We start from the raw sequence: 23279 nt of genomic DNA, 5'->3' as shown, positions 1-23279 counted from the left end.
GTTTGCATTATCTTTGCAGCATGAGCGAAGATACGTATAAAACCATCGTTGCCCTTTCCGAGGGCATTTACACTGAAAAGCGCAGCAAGTTCATTGCTATTGCCCTGCCGGTGCGTACAGTAGAGGAGGTGAAGGCGCATCTGGAAACTTACCAGAAGAAATACTACGACGCCCGCCACGTGTGCTATGCCTACATGTTGGGCCATGAGCGGAAGGACTTCCGTGCCAACGACAACGGCGAACCATCGGGTACGGCAGGCAAGCCGATTCTGGGACAAATCAATTCCAACGAACTGACGGATATATTGATTATCGTAGTGCGTTATTTCGGAGGCATCAAATTGGGTACGAGCGGACTGATTGTAGCCTATAAAGCCGCCGCCGCCGAAGCCATTGCTGCCGCCACCGTTATTGAAAAGACCGTGGATGAGACGGTTACCTTCCTTTTCGAATATCCTTTCATGAACGATGTGATGCGAGTAGTGAAGGAGGAGGAGCCGGAAATCCTGGAACAGTCGTATGATATGGACTGCCGCATGACGCTCCGTATCCGCCAGTCCATGATGCCGAAGTTGCGGGCACGGTTGGAGAAAGTAGAAACATTGAGGTTTGAATAATACAACAAATGGGATAAGAGCCCCTTTCAATAGGGAAGTTGTTCGTTTCCTTTAACGGAACAAGTTGTTTTGTCCTTCGGAACAGACTGTTTTCTTTGCGGAAACGGCATCACTCCTTATGAAAGGCTGACTCCCTCCTTTAAACAAAAGAAAGTTTATGGCATTTAGTGCAACAAAAAGAGAACTGGGCGAGCTCTACACCTTCTTTCGCCTGCTGGCGGATGGAGCCGTGTCACCGGGCACACCGAAAGCTGAAAAAGACGAAACCCTGCGCTGGCCCGTTGCCTTGATACAGAGGGAAGAGCATGACGGTACGCGCCGTTACTATATCGAAGAGCAGGAAGTGCGCATTGTCAGCGGAACTACCGGGAAGGACGGTTCGTTTGTTCCGGGCGAGAAGGAGGAACTGCGTTTCCCCCGCGAAGACTTTGGTGATGCGGCAGAGTTGGTTCTGCATCTGTTGAAGAACGTTTCGGGCGAGGAAGTGGAAGTGACTGAAGGCTTGGAAGCTTTCCTGGATGCTGTCAATATCTTCGACCTGGAAGCAAAGACGGAGGACCGTACCGATTTCTCCGTAGCTTTCTGGCATCCCGAAGCTCCGCTAACGGGCTTCAATGTCCGTTGTCGCCTTACCCCGATGAATCCGTTGCTGGACGGAGGGCGCACGGCGAATCTGAAGCTGGAGCAAAGCGGTGTAAAGTTTGCCGTGCCCACGGTGAACAAGGTGAATGCCCTGCCGGAATCTTCTACGGAAGTAGCAGAACGCATGATGATGATTGAGCGACTGGGCGGCGTGCTGAAGTATGCCGACGTTGCCGACCGCGTGTTCCGCTGCAACCTGCTGATGATAGACCTCCACTTCCCCCGCATGCTTGCCGAGATGGTGCGCTTGATGCACTTGGACGGCATCACCCGCATCAGCGAATTGACGGAGCGCATCAAGGAGATGAATCCGCTGAAGATAAAGGACGAGTTGATAAACAAGCACCGCTTCTACGAGTTCAAGATGAAGCAGTTCTTGCTGGCGCTTGCCCTCGGCATGCGCCCTGCCAAAATTTATAACGGTACGGACTCTGCCGTCGAAGGCATCTTCCTGACGGACGGCAACGGGCAGATACTCTGCTACCACAAATCCCGTCCGCAGGTCTTTGCAGACTTCCTCTATCAGAATACGCGTTTGGAGAAAGGTGCCGTAGAGAAAGATAAATACGGCTTCTTGGAGCGCGAGAACGGCGTCTGGTACTTCAAGCTGAATGTAAAGATTGGGCTGGTGAAACGGTGAAACAGCCCCACTGAACACGTACTGATGTGCATTATCAACTATCAATTCTCAAATAAATAAATGAACGAGACATTACAAACCATCAAGGCACGCCGCAGCGTCCGTGCCTATACGGAACAGCAAGTTTCCGCAGAAGATTTGAACCTTATCCTTGAGGCGGCTACCTATGCTCCCAGTGGTATGCATTTGGAGACGTGGCACTTTACCGCCATCCAGAATAAGGAGGTGCTGGAAGAGCTGAACGATAAAATCAAAGGTGCCTTTGCCAAGAGTGACGACCTCCATACACGGGAGCGTGGACACAGCCAGACTTATTGTTGCTACTATCATGCCCCCACGTTGGTCATTGTCTCCAATGAGCCGGACAAGTGGTGGGCCGGTATGGATTGCGCTTGCGCCTTGGAGAACATTTTCCTTGCAGCCAAGTCCCTCGGCATCGGTTCCTGCTGGATTAACCAGTTGGGGCAGACCTGCGACGACCCCGATGTCCGCGCTTTCTTGACAAAGCTGGGTGTACCCGAGAGCCATAAGGTATATGGCTGCGCAGCCCTGGGATATGCTCCCGCCGATGCTCCGGTGAAGGAGAAAAAGGTGAAGGAAGGTACGGTGACCATCATCCGCTAAACAGAGATACCCGCAGGAGAGGTGGCGGTCAGGTAATTAATCATACATGAAGCAAAATAACGTATAATTCCGCCACTCTCCGTTGGGCTTCCTCTTCACAGAGGAAATGGGTTATCGCTGCATATTGATGATGCCGCTGTCCGTATCACTGTTGTTCAGCCCCTTGTTGCCTGCCTTGTGCTTGCGTCCGAACTCGAATGTATAACCCACGCGCAGCACGACCATCTGTCCCGTCTCCCTGACGAATGTCTCGGAACGGAAAGGAGCCACTTTGCTGATTCTTTCTTTTCCCACTTTATAATTATTGGTGAAGGGAAACATAATACCGATTCCCGCCTGAAGGTTCTGCCGGGTGTACATTGCCATGAATGCCGTCTGGTTTTCGTTCTTTTTAATGGTTTCGCCGAAGAAATTGTTCTGCACTTTCCGGAACTGCCCGAGCAGCGAGAGGCCTTTATATTGCACTTGCGCCATCACGCTGTAATAGAATTCATCGTACATATGGCTATAGTTCAGGCCTTCCGACCAACTGCGCGTATATCCTCCCGAAGCATAAAGCGTCAGGAAATCTTTCAGTCCGAACAGTGTAGCGCCATTTATGCCGGCCATCAGTTCCGTATTCAGGCTTTGGAACGACCGCTGGTTTTCATCCTTCAGTATCAGTTTGCCGTCCTCCACGAAGATGCTTTCCATGATGGGATTGTCATAATACTGGTGGCGCACGCTCAGATTGGCATTGAACTGCTTCTTCGAATAGCTGTAAGACAAGGAGTTCGTGAACTGTTGATACGTTTTCAGCAACGGGTTGCCGCGGACTATCTGTATCGTATCCATCGCCTGCTCCACATCCGTCAGCGAACCGAGTGACGGTATGGCAGGACTGATGTTGAACCGGTAGCGCAGGAATCCCGCCTTCTTCAGATTATAGCTCAACCGCACGGTGGGCGTGAAGGTATAGTAGGCATGGTCTTCCTCACTTTCCTTGAACCAGGCACGCGTCATGCCTACGCTGCCCGCATAGCTGAAGTCCTTTACCTTGCCCTGCACCTCGAAGAAAGCGGATGTCTGCGACTGGTCCATCTTCGAAGTGGTAGGGTTGGAACCTTTATACTCATTCTCTGTCCGCATCTGATAGTGGCGGGCACCGCCGCTCAGCTTCACCTCCTTGAAGTTCTTTTCATAGATGGCTTCGCCGATGACGGAGCGCTTGTCGCCGTCCACTAATGTCTGGATGTCTGCCAGCGGTGCGTTCTCGTCCTTGTACTCCTTGTATTTCCGGTTGTTCTTGGTATGGATGAGCGTTCCCGTTACATTCACCTGGATGCTCTGCTGATGGGGCAGGGTATGCTGGAAGTAAAGGTCGAGCGCCGGAGAGTAGCTGGATGTGTGGTTGTTGACGTACGAATAGATGGACTCCGTGCTGCCCACTGCCCACATCTTGTTCAGCTCATTCTGGTAGGGGGCATTGCTGAGGTTGTTACGGAAAATGGCATTGAATACATATTTGTCCGCTTTCGTCAGATTGTACGTCAGATTCAGGTTGTTGATGAAGCTCAGGGAGGGAGACTCGTCTTCGATGCCTTCCTTGATGCGGTCGATGGTACGGTCGCCCAGATAGAAGGTTTCATGGGATTCGAGGCGGCTGTGATACTTGCCGTTCTTGTTGAAGTAGTCGATGCCCCATTCGGAGTTCTTGTAATTGAACTTCGCGCTCAGGAAATTCTCTCCCCATAGGGTGTGGGGCGAATCGGAGAGTTGGAAGTTCACAACACCGCCCGTTTCGCGGCGGCGCAGGATAATGTTGACTACGGCGCCCAGCTCGTCGTCTCCGTACTGCTTGCCGGGGTCTTCGATGAACTCCACACGCAGTACGTCTTTGGCTCTGACGGCCGCTATCTCCTTGTCTGTCACTTTAATGCCGTTGATACGGGTTTGTACGGACCCACCACCGCTGACGCTCATGCTGTTGCTCAGATTGTCCACTTGCAGACGGGCAATGCCGAGATTGTTCAGCAGGTCGTAGGCACCGAACGAGCGTTTCAGCTGGCTTTCGGAAGGCAGGATAATTTGCCGGTCTACCCGCTGCAGCACATTGCTGGCGGATACCGTCACTTCACCGAGGCTTACGGCATCTTCCTGCAACTGTACATCGCCCAGGTCGAGGCTTTTATTCAGTTTCAGCAGTATGTTTTCACTTTGGAGGCCGATGAAGGAGATGGAAAGGCGGTAATCGCCTGCCTTGATTTTATGGAGGGTGAACTTGCCTTGTGCATCCGAGGTTACTCCGGTCACCAAAGTAGAGTCTATGGTCCATAATGACACATTGGCGGCTATAATTGCCTCTTGCGAAGTGTCCGTGACGCGTCCTTTGATGGAGAGGCTCTGTGCCTGCGTACGGAGTACGGAGAGGGCAAGCAATAGTAAAAAAAGTTTGGTTTTCATAATCGTTTGTATTAGTCTGTTACTGTTGGATAGGGATGCAAAAGCCACTCCTTCCGTTAAGGAAAGATGTTGAGGCTTGTATGTCAGTTGTTTATACTTTCCTCGTCTGTCCGATGAAAGTCAGGAATGCATGAAGGAATAAATCTCGTACATCAGTGTCGAAACTTTGACAATCGTAAGTCCGAAGAGGAGTCCGAAGGTAATCCATAATGCAGTCTTTGCGTATCTCTTCATGAACCGTCTTTTTTAAGTTTGTTATATCGTTCTGTTATTTCTTCTATACTGATGCTGAGCAGCTCCATGCTGCGGAACATGTCGGCAAGCTGGTTTTCAAAAAACTCTTTCTTCTGTATTCGCATCACTTTCTTCACCGCATCTTTGGAGAGGTAGAACCCCATTCCCCGTTCCGGGTAGATGATGTCCTCCGTCTGGAGGTATTCATAGGCCTTCAACACGGTGCGCGAGTTCACTGCCAGTTGTGTGGAGAGCTCCCTCACGGATACCACCCGCTCTTCCGCCCGCCATTCGCGGGTGAGAATCTTGCTGAAACAGAAGTCTACAATCTGCTGGTATATCGGCTTGTTGGTCTTGAAGTCCATAGGCTACAGTTGTTTTTCTTTGAGCAGGAAGTAGCTCGATGCCCATGAACCGAGCAGCACACTGATAGGAGCCGCATAATTGCAGAAAGTCACGATGGCTTGTGCACCGGCCGACAGCGGATAGTTGGTGTGGGGCCATGTGGCAATGTTATCCATCCAGTATCCGTCCGCTCTGGCTTCGGGCATGAGGGAGGCCACAAAAGTTACAATTCCTATGCAGACGGCAATGGAGCCTACAAAGATGGTGAAACTTTTCAGCAGGACTTGCCGGCTGAAGGCGAAGTATCCGATGAAGGCGGAAGCATGCAGGATTACATAGGTCAGTATCTGGGTGTTGTGTATCCGGAACATCGTGATGTGCGTTGCAAAATACTGCAGGAACTCGCTGCCGCTTAAGGACAGCAGACCTTTGAGGCAGGCTATCAGCAGACTGCAGAATAGGGGAAGCAGCAGCAGGTATTTTATCCAGATATGCAGGAACTTCTCGAATGCCGATGCCGGCAGCAGTATATCGAGAGTGGAGCTGTGTTTGCTGAAATTTGTTTCCAGCAGGCAGGGGGCCATGAGGATAAACCATAGTACGTAGCGGGAGAATTCGGTGGCAGAGGTATGTTTGCCGTAGTAACTTCCACCGCGGTTTATGTCGTAGAGGATGCACAGGATGCAGATGAACGATACGACGGCTGCCGACCAAAGCAGGTGCCTGCCGGTCTCATTCCTTTTATATTGTTCCAGTAGCAGGAAGCGTTTCAGATTAAAAGTTGCGTTCATAGTTCTGTTTGTATGATGGATTTTCATTGAAACATGCTCTGTATCTTTTCCGGTTGTTGCAACACCGCTTTATACAGCAGTTCGATGTCCGGTGTGTTCTCTTCTCCGTCCTCGTTGGGGAGAATGGAGAAATGGCCCGACAAGTCTTGTTCGCTGTAGATGCTTTCTGCCGGCAGGATGTCCGTACGGGCAAAGAGAAGCCGGTTACTGATTTCGTCCAGCGAACGGTTCAGTAATATTTCGCCTTTGCCAAGGATGACGAGATGGTCCAGCAGATTCTCGAAGTCGTGCGCCTGATGGGTGGAGATGAGCAGCGTGCTTTCATCGTCCATGCTGCGGCTGATGATACGTTTCAAGGCTTGGCGGGAGGTGATGTCCAGCCCGTTTGTCGGTTCGTCGAGCAGGATGTATGGAGTATGCAGGGCAAAGGCGTATGCCAGCATTGCCTTCTTCTGTTGTCCGTAGGAGACGGAAGAGAGTTTTTGTTTCCGGTTGATTTTCAGCTCTTCCAGGTTCAGCTTGAATTCTTCCTGATTGAAATGTGGATAGAATACGGAATGGCGTGCAGCGAAGCTGGCGATGCTTTCGGTAGGCATCTGCAACTCTTCGGGCAGGAAGAAGTAACGGGCCAACCCTTCGGACTGTCTCTCTGCCGTGTTTCTTCCGTCTATGCTGCACTTTCCGTTTTTGGGGAAGAGTAGTCCGCAGATGAGATGCATCAGCGTCGTTTTGCCTACGCCGTTTTCTCCCAGAAGTCCATATATACCGTTTCCTATTTCCAAAGATATGTTGTTGAAAATAAGTGGATTGGACTTGTAACCGTAGCTCGTATTCTCTATCGTTATCATAATTTTATTAGTGTTGCACTGATGTACAACACTGCAAACGTAGGGTAAGTTATGGAGAAAAGCAAGGGAAAGAGATACTTATTAACTTCTTTTAGCGGTTGTGCGCTTGCCGTTTGCTTACAGCATCTTCACCAGTATGTCCCATACAGCCACCATGTGGCAGGCTGAACCGCCCAATACAAAGAAATGGAAAACCGAATGCATGTACCGTGCTTTGCGCAAGGAGTAGAAGGCGGCTCCCGTGATGTAGCATACCCCCTCGGCAATAATCCAGTAGCAGGCTGTGGGGGAGAGGGCGAAAAGCTGCTTGAATACTACCAGTACGGACAGCCCCATCAGGATGTAGCATACTGTTTCCACGTAACTGTGCTCCTCCATCTTGCGGAAGCTGACAACAGTACCGATGATGGCGCATAGCCAGACGAAGCCGAAAAGTCCCCAGCCCCAACCGCCGTCCTCTCTCAATGCAATGAGTATGATGGGGGAATAACTGCCTGCAATGTGCCAATAGATGGCTGCATGGTCCCAATGCCGCAAGCGTCGTTTCCACGGATTATGATGTTTCAGGGAGTGGTAGAGTGTGGAGGCAAGATAGGAGCCTCCCATGCCGAACAGATAGAGCCATACGCCGCATGCTGCCCAAAGATTCTGCGCCTGGTAGCATTTTATCAGGAATAGTGTACTTACAATTACTCCCATGGCAATGCCGATGCCATGGGAGATGGAATTGATGGTTTCTTCTTTTTTACTATAAAATAGTCCGTTACGCTTTCTTTTCATCAGTCGAAGCATCCATAGCATGTGGGCAACAGTTTACGGTCTCCCAACGTGTTGTCTACACGTGCCACGTTCACCCAGAACTTGTTTTCGCGCACGCTTTCTATCGGGTAGGCTGCCTTTTGGCGGGTATAGCTGTGCTCCCACGTGTCGGCTACCACTTCGTATTCGGGATGTGGGGCATTCACCAGCACGTTGTCCGTCTTGTCGGCTTCGCCGTTCTTTACCTCTTGAATCTCGTCCCAAATGGTCAGCATCACGTGGACAAAGTTGTCCAGTTCGGCAAGGCTTTCGCTTTCCGTCGGTTCAATCATCAGCGTGCCGTGTACCGGGAAGGAGAGGGTAGGGGCATGATAGCCGTAGTCCATCAGACGCTTGGCGATGTCGTTTTCGCTGATGCCCGTCTCTTCGTGCACCTTGCGGCACTCCAGTATCATTTCGTGTCCCACGAAGCCGGTAGCACCCCGATAAACAATGCCGTACGTATCCTTGAGGCAGGCTGCCAGGTAGTTGGCACTGAGGATGGCTATCTTTGTGGCCCGTGTCAGCCCTTCTGTTCCCATCATGCGGATATAGCCATAAGTAATGGGGAGGATACCTGCACTGCCGAAGGGAGCTCCGGACACCTGGTTGGCGGCATTGCCGAACAATTTATGTCCCGGAAGGAACGGAACCAGATGCTCTGCCACGCAGATGGGACCTACGCCCGGTCCGCCGCCACCGTGAGGAGAGGCGAACGTTTTGTGCAGATTCAAATGGCAGACATCCGCACCGATAAAGCCGGGATTCGTCAAGCCTACTTGGGCATTCATATTGGCGCCGTCCATATATACTTGCGCACCGCAGGCGTGTATAATGTGGCAGATTTCCACAATTTCCGTTTCAAAGATACCGTGTGTGGAAGGGTAGGTGATCATCAGGGCGGCGAGGTCTGCCTTGTATTCTTCCGCTTTGGCGCGCAGGTCGGCCATATCCACGTTGCCTTGTGCGTCGCAGGCGCAGGTCACGGTGGTAAAGCCTGCCTGGATGGCGGATGGCGGGTTGGTGCCGTGTGCGGATGCAGGTATCAGTATTTTATTGCGGTGCCCTTGTCCTATACTTTCCAGATAGGCGCGGATGACGCGGAGTCCTGCATATTCGCCTGCCGCACCGGAGTTGGGTTGCAGGCTGACGCCGGCAAAGCCGGTAATTATCTTCAGTTCTTCACTGAGGTTGCTTATCAGTTCGCGGTAACCTTCGGCCTGGTCTTCGGGCACCAGGGGATGCATGTTCATGAATTCCGGACGGCTGAGCGGCAGCATCTCTGCGGCAGCGTTCAGCTTCATGGTGCACGAGCCGAGGGAAATCATGGAGTGTGCCAGTGAGATGTCCTTGCGGTCGAGACGCTTGATGTAGCGCATCATCTCCGTTTCCGTATGGTATTTGTTGAATACTTCGTGTGTCAGATAGGTGCTTTGGCGTTTCATCTCCGCGCTGATGCTGCTTGCCATGGGTACGTCGCTTGCCTTTTCCCAATCCCTTCCGGCGGCAATGGCAAAGATGGAGAGCAGTACATTGACGGCGGCTATGTCCGTAGTTTCGTCAATGCTCATGCCTACGTCCCCGTTCTTGAAATAACGCAGGTTCACTTCCTTGCTTAGAGCGATGGTACGTATCTGCTGTGCCGAAATGGTGTCGGGCAGTGCAAAGCGGAGCGTGTCGAAATATTGTGCATTGACCTGCTTGTATCCCAGTCTGTTGATGCTCTTTTCCAGGAATACGGCAATGCTGTGGATGCGTTCCGCAATGGTGCGGATGCCTTCCGGACCGTGATATACGGCATAGAAGCCTGCCATTGTAGCCAGCAGTGCCTGCGCGGTACAGATGTTGGAAGTCGCCTTTTCACGCTTGATATGTTGCTCGCGGGTTTGCAGCGCCATGCGGTAGCACAGCTTGCCGTATTTGTCTTTCGACCAGCCAATGATGCGTCCCGGCATATTGCGCTTGTACTCGTCGCGGGTGGCAAAGTAGGCTGCCGACGGTCCGCCGTAGAACATCGGTATACCGAGCCGTTGTGTGGTTCCGAAGACGATGTCGGCCCCCCATTCTCCCGGAGGGGTGAGCAGGGCAAGGCTCAGAATGTCGGCGGCAACGGCCACTTTGCAGTTGGCTGCATGGGCTTTTTCCACGAAGGCGCGATAATCTTCCACGTTGCCGGCGGCGTTGGGATATTGCAGTACGCAGGCGAAGATGTCCGGTGTGAATTCCATTTCATGGTATTTTCCTATACGCAGCTCGATACCTTGCGGAATGGCACGGGTAGTCATTACTGCCAGCGTCTGCGGGAAGACGGCTTCGTCAACAAATACCACGTTGGCGCCCGATTTTTGCATGTCGCGCGGACGCAGGGCATACATCATCGTCACGGCTTCGGCTGCGGCAGTCGCTTCGTCCAGCAGGGAGCAGTTGGCAAGGGGCATGCCGGTGAGGTCGCATACGGCAGTCTGGAAGTTCATCAAGGCTTCCAGGCGTCCTTGTGAGACTTCGGTCTGATAGGGGGTATAGGAAGTGTACCAAACGGGGTTCTCGAATACGTTCCGTTGGATAACGGCAGGAGTGATGGTGTTGTACCATCCCATACCGATATAGGTTGTGTAGAGTTTGTTTTTGGCAGCCAGCCCTGCAATGTGCTGTCCGAATTCATACTCTGTCATTGTCTTGGGCAGAGCCAGCGGTTCTTTCAGGCGGATGTTGGCAGGAATGGTTTTATCAATCAGCTCGTCCAGGCTTTTCACTCCTATTTTTTGGAGCATCTTCTCCTCGTCTTTTTCGCTGATGCCGATGTGGCGGTAGGCCAATAGGTCGTTTTTCATGGCTGTAATGATTTAAAAGTTTGCTGTATATTTACCGGAAGAACGGATTCTCCGCTTTCTCTATTCCTATGGTAGTCGGTGCTCCGTGTCCGGGATAGACAATCGTGTCGTTGGGCAGGATGAACAGACGGCTGCAAATATGCTCTATCAGTTCGTCGAAGTTGCCGCCGGTAAGGTCGGCACGGCCGATGCTGCCTTGAAACAGCACATCCCCCGAGAACATGCAGTGGTCTGCCGCGCAATAGTACACCAGGCTGCCTGGCGAGTGTCCCGGCACATGGATGGCTTCCAGTTCTGTATTGCCGAAGGTGATGATGTCTCCATCGTGCAGATAAGTGCCCAGGGGCACGGGGGCTTCCTGCAGTTGGAAGCCGAACATGCGGCTTTGTTTCGGCGCTTCGTCAATCCAGAACTCATCGGCCTGGTTGGCTTCGGCCTTCAGACCGAACTCTTTCAGCATGAAAGGATTGCCGAAGATATGGTCCAGATGCAGATGGGTATTCAGCAGATGTTTCACATTCAGCCCATTCTTGATGATGAAGTTTTTCAAGGTCTGCTTTTCTTCCTCATAAAAACAGCCCGGGTCAATGACGACCGCTTCATTGGTTTCGTCCCAAAGCACATAACAGTTCTCCGGGAACATATTAAATTCGAATCTCTTTATTTTCATATTATGTATTTAGATTTATCCCCCTACATATACTACTTTCTTTGTCTCGAAGAACTCCTCTTCAAAGAACTCCTTCAAGTCCCACAACGTGGTCTTGTTCTTGACGGGCATGGTTTCGTTTCCCAATTCGCCCCCCTTGAGGCAAATCAGTCCGTTGGGCAATGCATTCTGCTGTTTGGAGGAGATGTTCTTGCGGATAATCTTCAGTAGGTCTGTCAGTGGCATCACGGCACGGCTCACCACAAAGTCGAACTTCCCTTTTTCCTCTTCTGCGCGGGCATGGCGGAAGGTGACGTTTTTCAGCCCGATGCTGTTGGCTATTTCGGAGGCTACGCGTACTTTCTTTCCGATGCTGTCCACCAGATGGAATTGTACTTCGGGGAAAAGGATGGCAAGCGGGATTCCCGGAAAGCCTCCTCCCGTGCCGAGGTCCATAATTTGTGTCCCCGGTCTGAACCTGATTACCTTGGCTATGCCCAGAGAGTGCAGCACATGGTGTTCGTACAAGTTCTCTATATCTTTGCGTGAAATGACATTAATCTTAGAGTTCCAGTCCAGATAGAGGTCGTAGAGTGCGGCAAACTGCCGTTTCTGTTCTTCCGTCAGGTCCGGGAAATATTTGAGTATTAAATCCATTGTGAATTTTATGTTGATAGACAATTGATTACAGTTCCTATTCACCGTCTGCCTTTATAGCACTGCTCAATGTGATGAATTCACCGTTCATCAGATGGGCTATGTCCTCATAAGACAACGTGATTTTGGTTGCTCCCATTACGTATGGGGCAATTTCATATACATTATAATAGAAGGTGATTCCCGTTGGGTCCAGATAGAAATTCTCGATGGGCTCCAGATCGCCGGTGGTGGCGTAACCCATGTCCTCCAGCTCTTGGCGGGTGCTGACGTTGTTGTCTGCCATCAGCTGTTTCCAAAGCAAGTCGGTCAGCGCTTCCTTATAGTCGCCTTCAAAGAGGTCGTCCAGGCGGATGGGGCTTAGGGTCTTTAGGTCGAGGTTGAGGAAGGTGGACATATAGATGCCGTGTGCGCCGCCGGTATATTCGTTGTAATCTATACGGTAGGTCAGCATCAAGGTATTGCACAACTGCACATGGCTTTCGATTCCTTTATAATAGGAATACCAGGCTCCTATACTCTGCTCGTCCTGTTTGTCCTCCTCGTCTTTCTTGTACATCGGCTCCAGGTCATTGCGGTAGTCGCCGACATATTTCTCCGTATATTTCTTGACAGCTTCTTCGGGTGTCATCGCCATGTACTTGTCGCCGAAGCAGGCAGAGAGGAAGAAGGTGTTCAGACTGTCTTTCAGCCTTACGTCGGATGACTGGCTGGCGTAGGCAAAGTTGAGGATGAGGTTGCAGGCCGGCTTGGCTGTGTCTCCGAAGAGATGTACGGTTTCGTTTACTTGTATACTGTCGAACTCCAACGCGTATGCGTTTTTGTTCACGGTGTTACCGCAGGAAAAGAAAAAGCCGCTTGCCGCAAGCAGAAGGACAAGTAGGCTGACAGTTTGCTTTTTCATATTGAATTTCGTTTATAAATCAACATATCAATCAAAAAACTTTATCGACAAATATAGAACTTATTAACGAACTGCACACATAAAAAAGGAAAAATTAATTCCGGCAAACGGTTAAAACTTTCTATCTTTGCAGCGCTTATGAAGGAACTCCGTTACATACTGGCTGTACTCTTTTCCTCCCTTATCATTATAAGCGGAGTGGGGATTTCTGTAGTTCAGTATTGCTGTGCCGGATGCGAGACGACACAAAGTTGCTGCACCTCCGGCTGTTCCAAATGCCATAATACACATCGTGCCTCACGGCAAACATGCAAGGATACCGGCTGTACAGCCGTCTACTACAAGGTGGATTTCGTGAAGCATGCACACGAGTCTGTTTCGTTCGTGCCATTCCTTACACTGTTTTGCGAGCAACTGCCGCTGTTTGATCACTCCTTGCCGCAGGTGGCTTGTACTCCGAGAGTTGTTTCAGGAGCACCGCCATATGTCGTCGGCTCGCGTCATTATCTGGCGCTCTATTCCACGCTTCTCATTTAGTGTTGTTTTATACGGGGCAATGACCTGGATTGCCCGGAGGGAACTGTTTGTTTTTTAATCACTTCTTTAAGTATAAAACAGAAATGAAATATAGTTTGATAGCCATTCTTCTGTTCTCTTTCACCGCCTTGCAGGCGCAGGTAAAGGGAACGGTAAAGGATAATTTGGGTGACCCGATTGCGGGTGCCAACCTCTTCTGGCAGGGAACCACTCAAGGCACCACCACTTCGGCGGACGGTACTTTCTCCTTGTCCAAACCCAATGACAAGCATATGCTTGTAGTCAGCTTTATCGGTTTTGAGAACGATACGATACACGTCAGTAACCGCAATGAGACGCTCGACATTGTCTTGCGCGAAGGGGTGGAACTGAGCGAGGTGAATGTGGTCAGCCGTAAGTTGGGCACCATGAAGCTGCGTAACAGTGTGATGAACGAAGATATGATAAGCAGCGCCGAGTTGAGTCGTGCCGCCTGCTGTAACCTGGGAGAGAGTTTTGTGACCAATCCCTCGGTGGACGTCACCTACTCTGACGCCGCCACCGGTGCCAAGCAAATCAAGCTTCTCGGCTTGTCCGGTACGTATGTGCAGATGATGACGGAGAATATCCCCAACTACCGCGGCTCTGCCGCCCCCTACGGACTGGGTTATGTACCCGGGCCATGGATGCAGAGTATTCAGGTGAGCAAGGGCAGTTCGTCCGTGAAGAACGGCTATGAGGCCATCACGGGACAAATCAATGTGGAATTCAAGAAACCCCAGTTGCCCGAGGCCGACTGGTTTTCCGCCAATCTCTTTGCCAGCAGTACTAACCGTTATGAAGCCAATGCCGATGCCACGGTGAAACTCTCCAAACGTTGGAGCACCTCTTTGCTGGCGCATTACGAGAATGAGACCAAAGCTCACGACAGCAACGACGACGGCTTTGCCGACATCCCCCGTGTGGAGCAGTACAACCTCTGGAACCGCTGGGCATACATGGGCGACCGTTACGTCTTCCAGGCAGGCATCAAAGTGCTTACAGAAGACCGCAACAGCGGGCAAGTCAGCCATGGCAAAACGTCCCTGGCAGACCCTTATAAGATAAGTATAGGTACCGACCGCTACGAAGCTTTCACCAAGAACGCCTATATATTCAACAAGGAGAAGAATACCAACCTGGCATTGATTCTCTCCGGCTCCCTGCACAAGCAGGATGCCTTGTACGGACGGAAAATCTACGATGTGGACCAGCACAACGCTTATGCCTCCTTGCTGTTCGAGACGGAACTGACCAAGCGTCAAAGCCTTTCTGCCGGACTGAGCTTCAACTATGACTCCTACGACCAGCACTACCGCCTGGACAATGACGCCGCACAGCCTTTGACGAAGAAATTCACCAAAGAAGCCGTCCCCGGCGCCTACGTGCAGTACACCTACAACTGGGACGATAAACTGGTGCTGATGGGTGGCATCCGCGGCGACCATAGCAGCGAGTACGGCTATTTCGTCACCCCGCGTTTCCATGTGAAGTACAATCCCAACGAGTATGTACATTTCCGTCTTTCGGCAGGAAAAGGATACCGCACGAACCATGTGCTGGCCGAGAATAACTATCTGCTGGCAAGTAGCCGCCGGATAGACATCGCCAAACGTCTTGACCAGGATGAGGCCTGGAACTATGGCGCAAGCACTTCCGCCTATATTCCCTTGTCCGGCAAAACCTTGAACCTGAATGCGGAATACTATTACACGGATTTCCGCAAGCAGGTGGTGGTGGATATGGATACGGACCCGCATGCCGTTCTGTTCTACAACCTTCACGGCCGTTCCTATTCGCAGGTAGTGCAGGTGGAGGCAAGCTATCCGTTCTTCCCGGGTTTCACCTTTACCGCGGCTTACCGTTGGACGGATGCCAAAACGAATTACAACGGAGAGCTGATGGAGAAACCCCTTACCAGCAAGTATAAAGGTTTGCTGACGGCTTCTTATCAGACACCTTTGGGATTGTGGCAGTTTGATGTGACTTTGCAACTGAACGGTGGCGGGCGCATGCCGGCTCCATACGAACTGACAGACGGCAACTGGTCGTGGGAAAGGCGCTATGGCGGCTTCGAGCAGTTGAGTGCCCAGGTGACGCGCTATTTCCGTCGCTGGTCTATATACGTCGGTGGCGAGAACCTGACAAACTTCAAGCAGAAAAACCCCATCATTGATGCTTCCAATCCCTGGGGAAGCAACTTTGATGCTACGATGGTGTGGGGACCGATGCATGGGGCAAAAGCCTATGTAGGTGTCCGTTTTAACTTGCCGAGAATATAATATTATTTATTAAATCAATAGCGAAACAATGAAAACAAGAAGATTTTTAATGACTTTGGCAGTTGTACTCTTCTGTGCATCTGCCGCAATGGCAAAAGACATCCGTACAGCCGTGTTCAAGGTGGCACAGATGAAGTGTGAGAACTGTGTAAGGAAGATAAACAATAACATCCGTTTTGAGAAGGGACTGAAGGACTTCAACACAGACCTGAAGACAAAGACGGTAACCATCACGTATGATGCCGACAAGACCAATGTGGAAAAGTTGAAAAAAGGTTTCCAAAAGTTCCATTATGAAGCGGAGTTTGTCAAGGAAACCAAGCAGGACGATAAGAAGTAATTGAACAAACTGCTCATTCCGGTTGTTGCTTTATTAAAGCGGAACAACAACCATCTAAAAAATAAATCGAATGAGCAATATAATTACTAAGGCACATCCCGTGCCGGATATGCACAGCACGGGATTGCGCGTCGTCGGTGCATGGCTTTTTGCCATCGTACTGATACTGTTTTCTACAGTCTTTGTGCATGTACCCTATACCCGTGAAATACAGATGGTACTGGCAATTCCGGTACTGCTGTTTTTCGGCGCTCCTTTTTATACCGGTGCCTGGAAGGGGACCCGGTCGGGCCGCAACAATATAGACCGTCTGGTGGCGCTTACCACCTCTGTGGCTTTTCTGTTCAGTGTGTTCAATACTTTCTTCCCGGATTATTGGCTGGGCATCGGGCTGGAACCGCATGTCTATTATGGGGTTGCCGCCGTCATCATCGCCTTTTCCCTGACCGGCGAGTTTATGGAGGAACGTGCCCGGCGAAATGTGTCGGCGGCTATCTGCCGGTTGGGAGGCTGGCAGCATAACGCAGCCCGCGTACTGCCGGAGAAGCAACGCATTGACGACCGCGTTGCCGAGCTTTTTGTTCCGGTCATTCTCATCATTTCCCTGCTTACCTTTTTTATATGGGTGTTCTTCGGAGGCATAGATGTAGTGTCACACGGTCTGTTTGCCGCTTTGTCCGTATTGGTGGTGGCTTGTCCGTGTGTGGTAGGGCTGGCCACTCCAGTAGCTTTGGCGGCGGGCCTCAATAAAGCTGCCCGCAATCATATCCTAATCAGGGACACTTCCGCTTTAGAGCAGATGCGCAATGTGGATGTGGTGGTATTCGACAAGACCGGGACCCTGACAGAAGGACATTCTACGGTAATAGGCTGGCTGTGGGCGCAAGGGCAGGAGGAGCATTATAAAGATGTATTGCTTGCTGCCGAGTCTACTTCGGACCATCCTCTGGCAGAAGCAATCGTTACGGCCCTGGAAGGGGAGGAGCAGGTTATCCCTGCCCACCTGGACGGTTTTGAAAACATTACCGGAAAAGGTGTCAGAGTGGCCTATCAAGGTGCGGAATATTGGGTAGGAAGCCATAAACTGCTGAAAGATTATCAAGCCAATTTGTCGGATATCCTGGCCGATATGCTGACACAATATGAATCGGACGGAAACAGTATTGTCTACTTTGGGCGTGAGAACGATTTACTTGCCGTTATTGCCATCAAGGACCAGTTGCGGGTGACTTCTATGGAAGCTATCCGGGAACTGCGTACCCAGGACATCGAGATATGTATGCTTACGGGAGACGGTGAGCGTACAGCTTCTTCCGTGGCCGGCAGTTTGGGTATCATGCGTTTTATGGCCGATGCCATGCCCGATGACAAAGAGGATTTCATCCATAAGCTGCAGCTTCAGGGTAAAACGGTTGCCATGGTAGGTGACGGCGTGAACGATGCGCAAGCCTTGAGCTGTGCTGATGTAAGCATTGCCATGGGAAAGGGGACCGATACGTTGATGGACACCGCCATGATTACTCTCAGGACTTCAGACCTGCTGCTGTTGCCCAAAGTTTTCCGGTTGTCTCGCCAGACTGTGAGCCTCATGTACCGGAATCTGTTCTGGGCTTTCATCTATAATACAGTGGGTATCTTTGTCGCGGCCGGAGTACTCTATCCCGTCTATGACATCCTGCTGAGTCCTGCGCTGGCAGGTGCTGCCATGGCTCTTTCCTGTGTATCCGTGGCTTTGAGCAGCCTTCGTCTGAGTTCCAGGTTCTGATGGCTGTATTCTCAGCTGTTCCTATACTCCAGCGGACTCATGCCCATGTGCCTCTTGAAGTATTTTCCAAAGAAAGAAGCACTGGGGAAGTTCAAGGAATAGGCAATCTCCTGAATGGTCATGTTGGTTGATTTCAGCTTGGCTTTCACGTCTACGATGACGACGTGGGCGATGATGTCCAATACATTTCTGCCGGTCACTTGCCTCACGGTGGTGCTGAGGTGTTGCAGGGAGATGCCCAGTTTGTCGGCATAGAATTGCGCGCGGCGTTCGCGGGTATAGTTTTCGATGACGAGCTGCACCAGTTCGCGGCATATTTCCTCTTTCCGGCTCTTGTTCCCTTTTTGCATCTGCGGACGGTGGCAATACATTCTGTCTATGCCGCTGAGGAGCATGCTCAGAGTGCTCTGTGCCATTTTGGTGTCAGGAGGATAGGGACCGGTCGTGATGCGTGCCCATAAGGCAAAATAGTCCTTGAAATAGGAGGCGACGGTAGGGTTGATAGCCAGTACCGGATACTCCAGTATGTTGGAGAAGGAGCTTAATGTAGACTGGATGAGGTTGACTCCATTGAGGCAATGGGAAGAAAACCCCACGAATCCCAGGCACACTTTTTCCTTTTGTTCGTAAAACTGTATGATGGTTCCGGGAAGCAGGGTGATAAAATCCCCTTGCTTGATTTCCGTATCCATCAAGTTGATGGATACCGTGATGGAACCTTCTATGCATAGTGCAAAGATGCATGCTTTCAGGCGGCACGACTGTTTGTATATGTTTAGAATGTCTTCCGTTACTTCAGTCCATGCAATCATGTCTACTGGCAGGTCGACTTGAGGAAATTCCATACGCTTTGTCGTTTAGAGTTCGCACAAAGGTAATTCTTTTCCGGGAAAAAGTAACGGAAGACATTCTGTTTTTAAAATGAAATGTTCTTTTTAGAATTCAAAAAAGTACTATATTTGCTTGCATGAAACTGGAAATATCAGATTGGAACATGATTCCTTATGCCGGAGCATGGAGCCGGCAGACGGAATGGTTTGACGCACTTGTACATGCCAAGCAGGCAGGAGAGTGCTATGTCAATCATATTGTGCTCTGCGAGCATCCCCATGTCTATACATTGGGGCGTAGCGGAAAAGAAAGGAATATGCTGCTGGGAGAAGAACAACTGCGCAGGATAGGGGCTACGCTCTATCATATTGACCGTGGCGGAGACATTACGTATCATGGTCCGGGACAGTTGGTCTGCTATCCTATTCTGAACCTTGACGACTTTTCTTTGGGGTTGAAGGAATATGTGCATCTGCTGGAAGAGGCGGTAATCCGTGTTTGTGCTTCGTTTGGCATCGCGGCCGGACGTCTGGAGAAGGCAACGGGCGTATGGCTGGAGGGCGATACTCCCCGTGCCCGTAAGATTTGTGCCATCGGCGTGCGCAGCAGCCATTTTGTCACCATGCATGGATTGGCACTGAATGTGAATACCGATTTACGTTATTTCAGCTATATCAATCCCTGCGGATTCATAGACAAGGGTGTCACTTCTTTGCAGAAAGAGCTGGGACACGAGGTGTCGATGGAGGAGGTGAAGGAGCGTCTTTGCAAGGAGCTGGTAAATCTTTTGTCATGAACTATCTGGCACATATATTCCTTTCCGGTTCGAACAGAAAAGTACAGTTGGGCAATTTTGTAGGCGATGCCGTAAAGGGAAGCTCCTATAAGAATTATCCGCCGGATATAGCCAAGGGTATTCAGCTTCACCGCGCTATTGACGACTATACCGACCATCATCCGGCAGTTTGCGAGGTGGTGCATAGGCTTCAACCTGAATTCGGACGGTATTCGGGGGTATTGCTGGATATTTGTTTCGATTATTTGCTGGCTTCCCGTTTCGAGTCGTTCTCCGGAGGCTCCTTGAGGAAGTATACCCGGAATTTTTATCTTTCCCTCCTTATCAATTACCGCTATCTTCCGCTACGGTTCAAACGTTTTATCTGGCATTTTATCCTGACCGACCGTTTGCGGAAATACGCCACTCTGAACGGAATAAGAGAGTCTTTGAACATCATGGTGGAATATCATCATATTGATATATCCGTAGATAAGGCAATTCGATACCTTGAAGAGCACGATGAGGAACTGTTTGCTGTGTTCCAGCCATTTTTTATTGAATTGCAGAGGTTTTGCGCTGAATATCAGCATAATTATAAGTCACAATTTTAAGGACGAAGAAGGAATGAATATCGTGTCGGCAAGGAATTAATATCCTGCCGACACGATATTTGTTTTTTGTATCACACGTTGTTGATTTCCTGCATGACATGTTATTGATAGCTTGTGTCCTGCGGAATCAGCTTCCCGTACTCCGCTTCTCCCTCGCCAGTACCGAGATGATGTATCCTCCCTTGCTGTTCACCTTGCTCCAGTTCGTCCCATTGAATATTTTCCAGACGTAGTTTCCCAGCCTACCGTAGTCCGATAACTTCAGAATCTTCCTGATTTCCTCCCGGTCGGTGATGTAGAGCTTTTCCAGATTCAGCATGAGGCATTCCAGGTTGTGTGTATTCCTGTTGTAGGCATATCCGGGAATGTCTAAATCAGGATTTCCCTGCGCTCCTCCGCTTTCCCCGGGGGGAGTAAGAGGGGGAAGTGCTCTACTTTCTTTTGCTTTGCTTTCTTTTACTTTGCTTTCTTTGCTTTGTTTGGAATTGCATGCATTTTCGGGGAAAATGTCTGTATCCTGCGTGCAATTTTCCCGTTTTTGCGTACAAGTCTTGTCCTTGTCCGGCTTGTCCTCTTCCGTCTCTACCAGCAGATAGGGCAGGGTGGTGAGGTCCCTTTTTCTTCGTTTGGTGGCTTCCAGCCATACCTTCTGTATCTCGGTAGAGGTCAGTACCCCTTGCTCCTTATAGGTTTTGGGGTCGAAAAAAGCTTTCTCCACCAGAATGTCCACGATTCCCTGCATCTCCTGCTCGTTGATGTCCTTTCCCGCCTTGTTTGTGAACAGTGTGCATTGCTCCGCGTTCCATTTCAGGTAATATCCGTTTTCCTTGTGTATCTTGCACAGCAGTTTCATTACCGCCGCCGTTCCTTTCAGTCCGAACCTGGCTTCCACCAGTTCCACTGCTATCTCTTCGAATAGATTTACTTTGAGGGGGAAGTATAGCATTCCCCCGTACATCATGGCCATTGTTTTTAGTGTTTAATGATTAGTGATTAATGGTTAGCATATGGGGCTCCATTCGAGGAAGTTCTCCAGCTGGAAAGTTTTCCATGCTTGCAGTTCCACGTCCCAGAAGGCTATGGTGCTTGTCACTCTTGTGATGTCATAATCTCTTCTGAAGTCAGCCTTGTAGGGCAGTAAGGTGGCTTTCGCCAGCCTGAATGTCCCGTCCTGCTTGTGGTAGGCTATGAGTGCGTGTCCGTATTGCATGTGGTCTATCAGGCTTTCTATCCGTCGGGTCATCCATGTGGCGCATGTTTCCGTGTAGTTCTTTTCCAGCATGATACGTATTTTCCATAGGTTTCTCAGTGCTTCGTGAAGTGAAGCGTTCTTTGTCGACTTTCTCATCTTGTTGTCTTTAAAATTAATAATTGTATTAGTTTGGCAGGAGGTACGCTTATATATAAAAAAAGATGCCGCATTCGTTGAGAAAGCGGCATCTATAGGCGGTGTGGCTTCATCTTTACCAAAGTGGCGGCAAAGATAAGTGGTTTATTCCTTAAGTTGTTTATATTTAATTATTGTCAATAAGTTTCGTGGTTTCTGCCCTTTTTTGTTTTATTCCCTATATCTCTCCTGCTACCTTCATTTCCCGCCACACTTCACCGAACTCTTGTATTATAGTGTTTTCTGACAGTCTTTTATAGTCTGGCGTTCTGAAGTCGAAATGTGAGTATGCCCATTGTGCTAATGCCTTGTTGCTTGTCGGCTTTTCTTCTATAAAGTATCTTGATTTTTTCCATAGGATGATGTCTTTAATGACTTCTTTCCTATATTGTGGCAATATTCCTATAACCTCCCCGCTTGAGGGACGTCCTACTCCTGCTTTAGGAGCTGATATGCCGTGCTTTACATCCGTTTTAAGGGTGTCTCTTTTTGTTTTTTTTCCTTACTTTGGAGTGTTTCTTTTGCCTTCATTTTCTAATGTTTTTGGGTTAATAATTAAAATTACTGTAGTTTGTAAAATAAATGCAAAGGTATATCAAGTTTTTTGTTTTTGTGGAGTAAGGATGGAGATAAAAAGCTGGGTTTTATCTTTATGATGGGTTAATGCGTTGATATATAAATGGAAATGACTTTGATTTGGAAGTGTTTTTTAAACGTTCGTTTAATGGACGTCAAATTTCAGGAAATGAAATAGGGAATGAGTTAATAAAAGGGAATGGAAATTTTAAATATTAAATAAGATACTTAATATACTGAATTACTGTAGATTAAACTGATATACGATGGGTTTTCCAAAATATTTTTATTAAACATTTTGAGGATATAAAAAACAGTCTTATCTTTGCGTCCATTAAACGAACGTTTAAAAAACGCTTTTTGTTTGTAATCCGTTCGTTTATAGTCTCTTACCAGAAGGTAATGACGAACTGCAAAAAAACTGTTGGCAAGAAGGGCACAATGCTTGCTGTATTTTACATAAGGTGCTTGCAAATGATTGAATACCAGGTGTATACCAAGGGTTCAAAGCCCCAGAGGAACACTCTTTTGTGAACAAAACAACGAAAATGGAAACGGATAACGAGGTTGAAGTCTGGCATGCCATGCGTGCCACATACCGCAGGGAGCTTGATGCGGTGCATCTTCTCGAGAAGGAGAACCTCGGCTGTTTTGTCCCCATGCAATATAAGGTAAGTATCCGTAAGGGTAAGAAAGTCCGTACTTTGGTTCCCGTCATCCGTAATCTGGTTTTTGTCCATGCACGTCCTTCCGACGTACAGCGTGTTAAGTCTCAAATTACTTATTTGCAATATATAACCGATACTCGCAGTGGTCAGAAGATAATTATTCCCGACCATGAGATGCAGCGCTTCATCGCCGTTGCCGGAACCTATAACGACCATTTGCTTTATTTCCAGCCCGAAGAGTTGAATCTGTCGAAAGGAACTAGAGTCCGTATTACGGGTGGTGACTTTGCAGGTCAGGAGGGTATTTTTCTGAAAGTAAAGGGTGCACGTGACCGTCGTGTGGTTATAGAGATACAAGGTGTCATTGCTGTTGCCATGGCTACCATCCATCCGGACCTTATAGAAGTGATCGGCTGAATTATAATTCATAATTTACAACTCATAGTTTACAATTCATAATTCAA

General features: G+C 49.5%; 22 protein-coding genes. 10 read left to right on the top strand and 12 right to left on the bottom strand.

Annotated features, from left to right (window positions below):
* Positions 1–20 precede the first annotated feature (20 nt).
* From ACESTD_RS07200 to ACESTD_RS07190, 3 genes are all read left to right on the top strand, one after another.
* Entirely contained in the window at positions 21–617 is a 597-nt protein-coding gene (locus tag ACESTD_RS07200) for a YigZ family protein (protein WP_151852412.1), read from the top strand.
* A gap of 157 nt (positions 618–774) precedes the next feature.
* A complete protein-coding gene (locus tag ACESTD_RS07195) occupies positions 775–1899 on the top strand; it encodes an HpaII family restriction endonuclease (protein ID WP_250706620.1) in 1125 nt (374 codons plus the stop codon).
* A gap of 60 nt (positions 1900–1959) precedes the next feature.
* The gene (locus tag ACESTD_RS07190; protein ID WP_005828141.1) at positions 1960–2523 is read left to right on the top strand and encodes a nitroreductase; all 564 of its coding nucleotides are present in this window, start codon (positions 1960–1962) and stop codon (positions 2521–2523) included.
* Between the two features lie 111 nt (positions 2524–2634).
* On the opposite strand, the gene ACESTD_RS07185 is transcribed toward ACESTD_RS07190, so the two are convergent.
* The 9 genes from ACESTD_RS07185 to ACESTD_RS07145 form a co-directional block, all read right to left on the bottom strand.
* On the bottom strand, positions 2635–4965 hold the full coding sequence (locus tag ACESTD_RS07185) for a TonB-dependent receptor (RefSeq protein ID WP_118274098.1): 2331 nt from the start codon (positions 4963–4965) through the stop codon (positions 2635–2637).
* 230 nt (positions 4966–5195) lie between these two features.
* Entirely contained in the window at positions 5196–5564 is a 369-nt protein-coding gene (locus ACESTD_RS07180; protein WP_055288358.1) for a GntR family transcriptional regulator, read from the bottom strand.
* A gap of 3 nt (positions 5565–5567) precedes the next feature.
* The gene (locus ACESTD_RS07175) at positions 5568–6362 is read right to left on the bottom strand and encodes a hypothetical protein (RefSeq protein ID WP_117589438.1); all 795 of its coding nucleotides are present in this window, start codon (positions 6360–6362) and stop codon (positions 5568–5570) included.
* Positions 6359–7183: an ABC transporter ATP-binding protein gene (locus tag ACESTD_RS07170; RefSeq protein ID WP_009036898.1), complete on the bottom strand. Its 825-nt coding sequence runs from the start codon at positions 7181–7183 to the stop codon at positions 6359–6361. Before ACESTD_RS07170 ends, ACESTD_RS07175 begins: the two co-directional genes overlap by 4 nt.
* Positions 7184–7300: 117 nt before the next feature.
* A complete protein-coding gene (locus ACESTD_RS07165; protein WP_225982616.1) occupies positions 7301–7963 on the bottom strand; it encodes a hemolysin III family protein in 663 nt (220 codons plus the stop codon).
* On the bottom strand, positions 7963–10812 hold the full coding sequence (gcvP, locus tag ACESTD_RS07160) for an aminomethyl-transferring glycine dehydrogenase (protein ID WP_373158749.1): 2850 nt from the start codon (positions 10810–10812) through the stop codon (positions 7963–7965). Before gcvP ends, ACESTD_RS07165 begins: the two co-directional genes overlap by 1 nt.
* A 31-nt stretch (positions 10813–10843) precedes the next feature.
* Entirely contained in the window at positions 10844–11482 is a 639-nt protein-coding gene (locus tag ACESTD_RS07155; RefSeq protein WP_055288363.1) for an MBL fold metallo-hydrolase, read from the bottom strand.
* A 15-nt stretch (positions 11483–11497) separates the two neighbouring features.
* Entirely contained in the window at positions 11498–12118 is a 621-nt protein-coding gene (gene rsmG / locus ACESTD_RS07150) for a 16S rRNA (guanine(527)-N(7))-methyltransferase RsmG (protein ID WP_009036902.1), read from the bottom strand.
* 37 nt (positions 12119–12155) lie between these two features.
* A complete protein-coding gene (locus tag ACESTD_RS07145; protein ID WP_055288364.1) occupies positions 12156–13022 on the bottom strand; it encodes a DUF3298 and DUF4163 domain-containing protein in 867 nt (288 codons plus the stop codon).
* 138 nt (positions 13023–13160) lie between these two features.
* Between ACESTD_RS07145 and ACESTD_RS07140 the strand changes: the two genes are divergently transcribed.
* The 4 genes from ACESTD_RS07140 to ACESTD_RS07125 all read left to right on the top strand — a co-directional run bounded on the left by ACESTD_RS07140 (position 13161) and on the right by ACESTD_RS07125 (position 17964).
* The gene (locus ACESTD_RS07140) at positions 13161–13559 is read left to right on the top strand and encodes a hypothetical protein (RefSeq protein ID WP_034523146.1); all 399 of its coding nucleotides are present in this window, start codon (positions 13161–13163) and stop codon (positions 13557–13559) included.
* 83 nt (positions 13560–13642) lie between these two features.
* The gene (locus ACESTD_RS07135) at positions 13643–15859 is read left to right on the top strand and encodes a TonB-dependent receptor domain-containing protein (RefSeq protein ID WP_044467273.1); all 2217 of its coding nucleotides are present in this window, start codon (positions 13643–13645) and stop codon (positions 15857–15859) included.
* A gap of 28 nt (positions 15860–15887) precedes the next feature.
* Complete coding sequence (locus ACESTD_RS07130; protein ID WP_057281258.1) at positions 15888–16199, top strand: heavy-metal-associated domain-containing protein; 312 nt, start codon at positions 15888–15890, stop codon at positions 16197–16199.
* Positions 16200–16269: 70 nt separating this feature from the next.
* The gene (locus ACESTD_RS07125) at positions 16270–17964 is read left to right on the top strand and encodes a heavy metal translocating P-type ATPase (protein WP_373158750.1); all 1695 of its coding nucleotides are present in this window, start codon (positions 16270–16272) and stop codon (positions 17962–17964) included.
* A gap of 11 nt (positions 17965–17975) precedes the next feature.
* On the opposite strand, the gene ACESTD_RS07120 is transcribed toward ACESTD_RS07125, so the two are convergent.
* Positions 17976–18809: a helix-turn-helix domain-containing protein gene (locus tag ACESTD_RS07120; protein WP_055288366.1), complete on the bottom strand. Its 834-nt coding sequence runs from the start codon at positions 18807–18809 to the stop codon at positions 17976–17978.
* A gap of 110 nt (positions 18810–18919) precedes the next feature.
* Between ACESTD_RS07120 and lipB the strand changes: the two genes are divergently transcribed.
* Entirely contained in the window at positions 18920–19591 is a 672-nt protein-coding gene (gene lipB, locus ACESTD_RS07115; protein WP_227186948.1) for a lipoyl(octanoyl) transferase LipB, read from the top strand.
* Positions 19588–20184, top strand: a complete 597-nt coding sequence (locus ACESTD_RS07110) for an ACP phosphodiesterase (protein ID WP_009036910.1) — start codon at positions 19588–19590, stop codon at positions 20182–20184. The genes lipB and ACESTD_RS07110 overlap by 4 nt, the downstream gene beginning before the upstream one ends.
* Positions 20185–20311: 127 nt before the next feature.
* Here ACESTD_RS07110 and ACESTD_RS07105 read toward each other — a convergent pair whose 3' ends face one another.
* Positions 20312–21151 (bottom strand): DUF4373 domain-containing protein, encoded by an 840-nt coding sequence (locus ACESTD_RS07105; protein ID WP_373158751.1) that lies wholly within the window; start codon positions 21149–21151, stop codon positions 20312–20314.
* 33 nt (positions 21152–21184) lie between these two features.
* Positions 21185–21532: an SH3 beta-barrel fold-containing protein gene (locus ACESTD_RS07100; protein WP_117880796.1), complete on the bottom strand. Its 348-nt coding sequence runs from the start codon at positions 21530–21532 to the stop codon at positions 21185–21187.
* Positions 21533–22695: 1163 nt separating this feature from the next.
* Here ACESTD_RS07100 and ACESTD_RS07095 point away from each other — a divergent pair.
* The gene (locus ACESTD_RS07095) at positions 22696–23232 is read left to right on the top strand and encodes a UpxY family transcription antiterminator (RefSeq protein ID WP_057253299.1); all 537 of its coding nucleotides are present in this window, start codon (positions 22696–22698) and stop codon (positions 23230–23232) included.
* The last annotated feature ends 47 nt before the right edge of the window (positions 23233–23279 follow it).

This window comes from Bacteroides sp. AR20 (assembly GCF_964250605.1).
In the GTDB taxonomy this organism is placed as follows: Bacteria; Bacteroidota; Bacteroidia; order Bacteroidales; family Bacteroidaceae; genus Bacteroides; species Bacteroides uniformis.
This window is presented reverse-complemented; position numbering and strand designations above follow the sequence as displayed.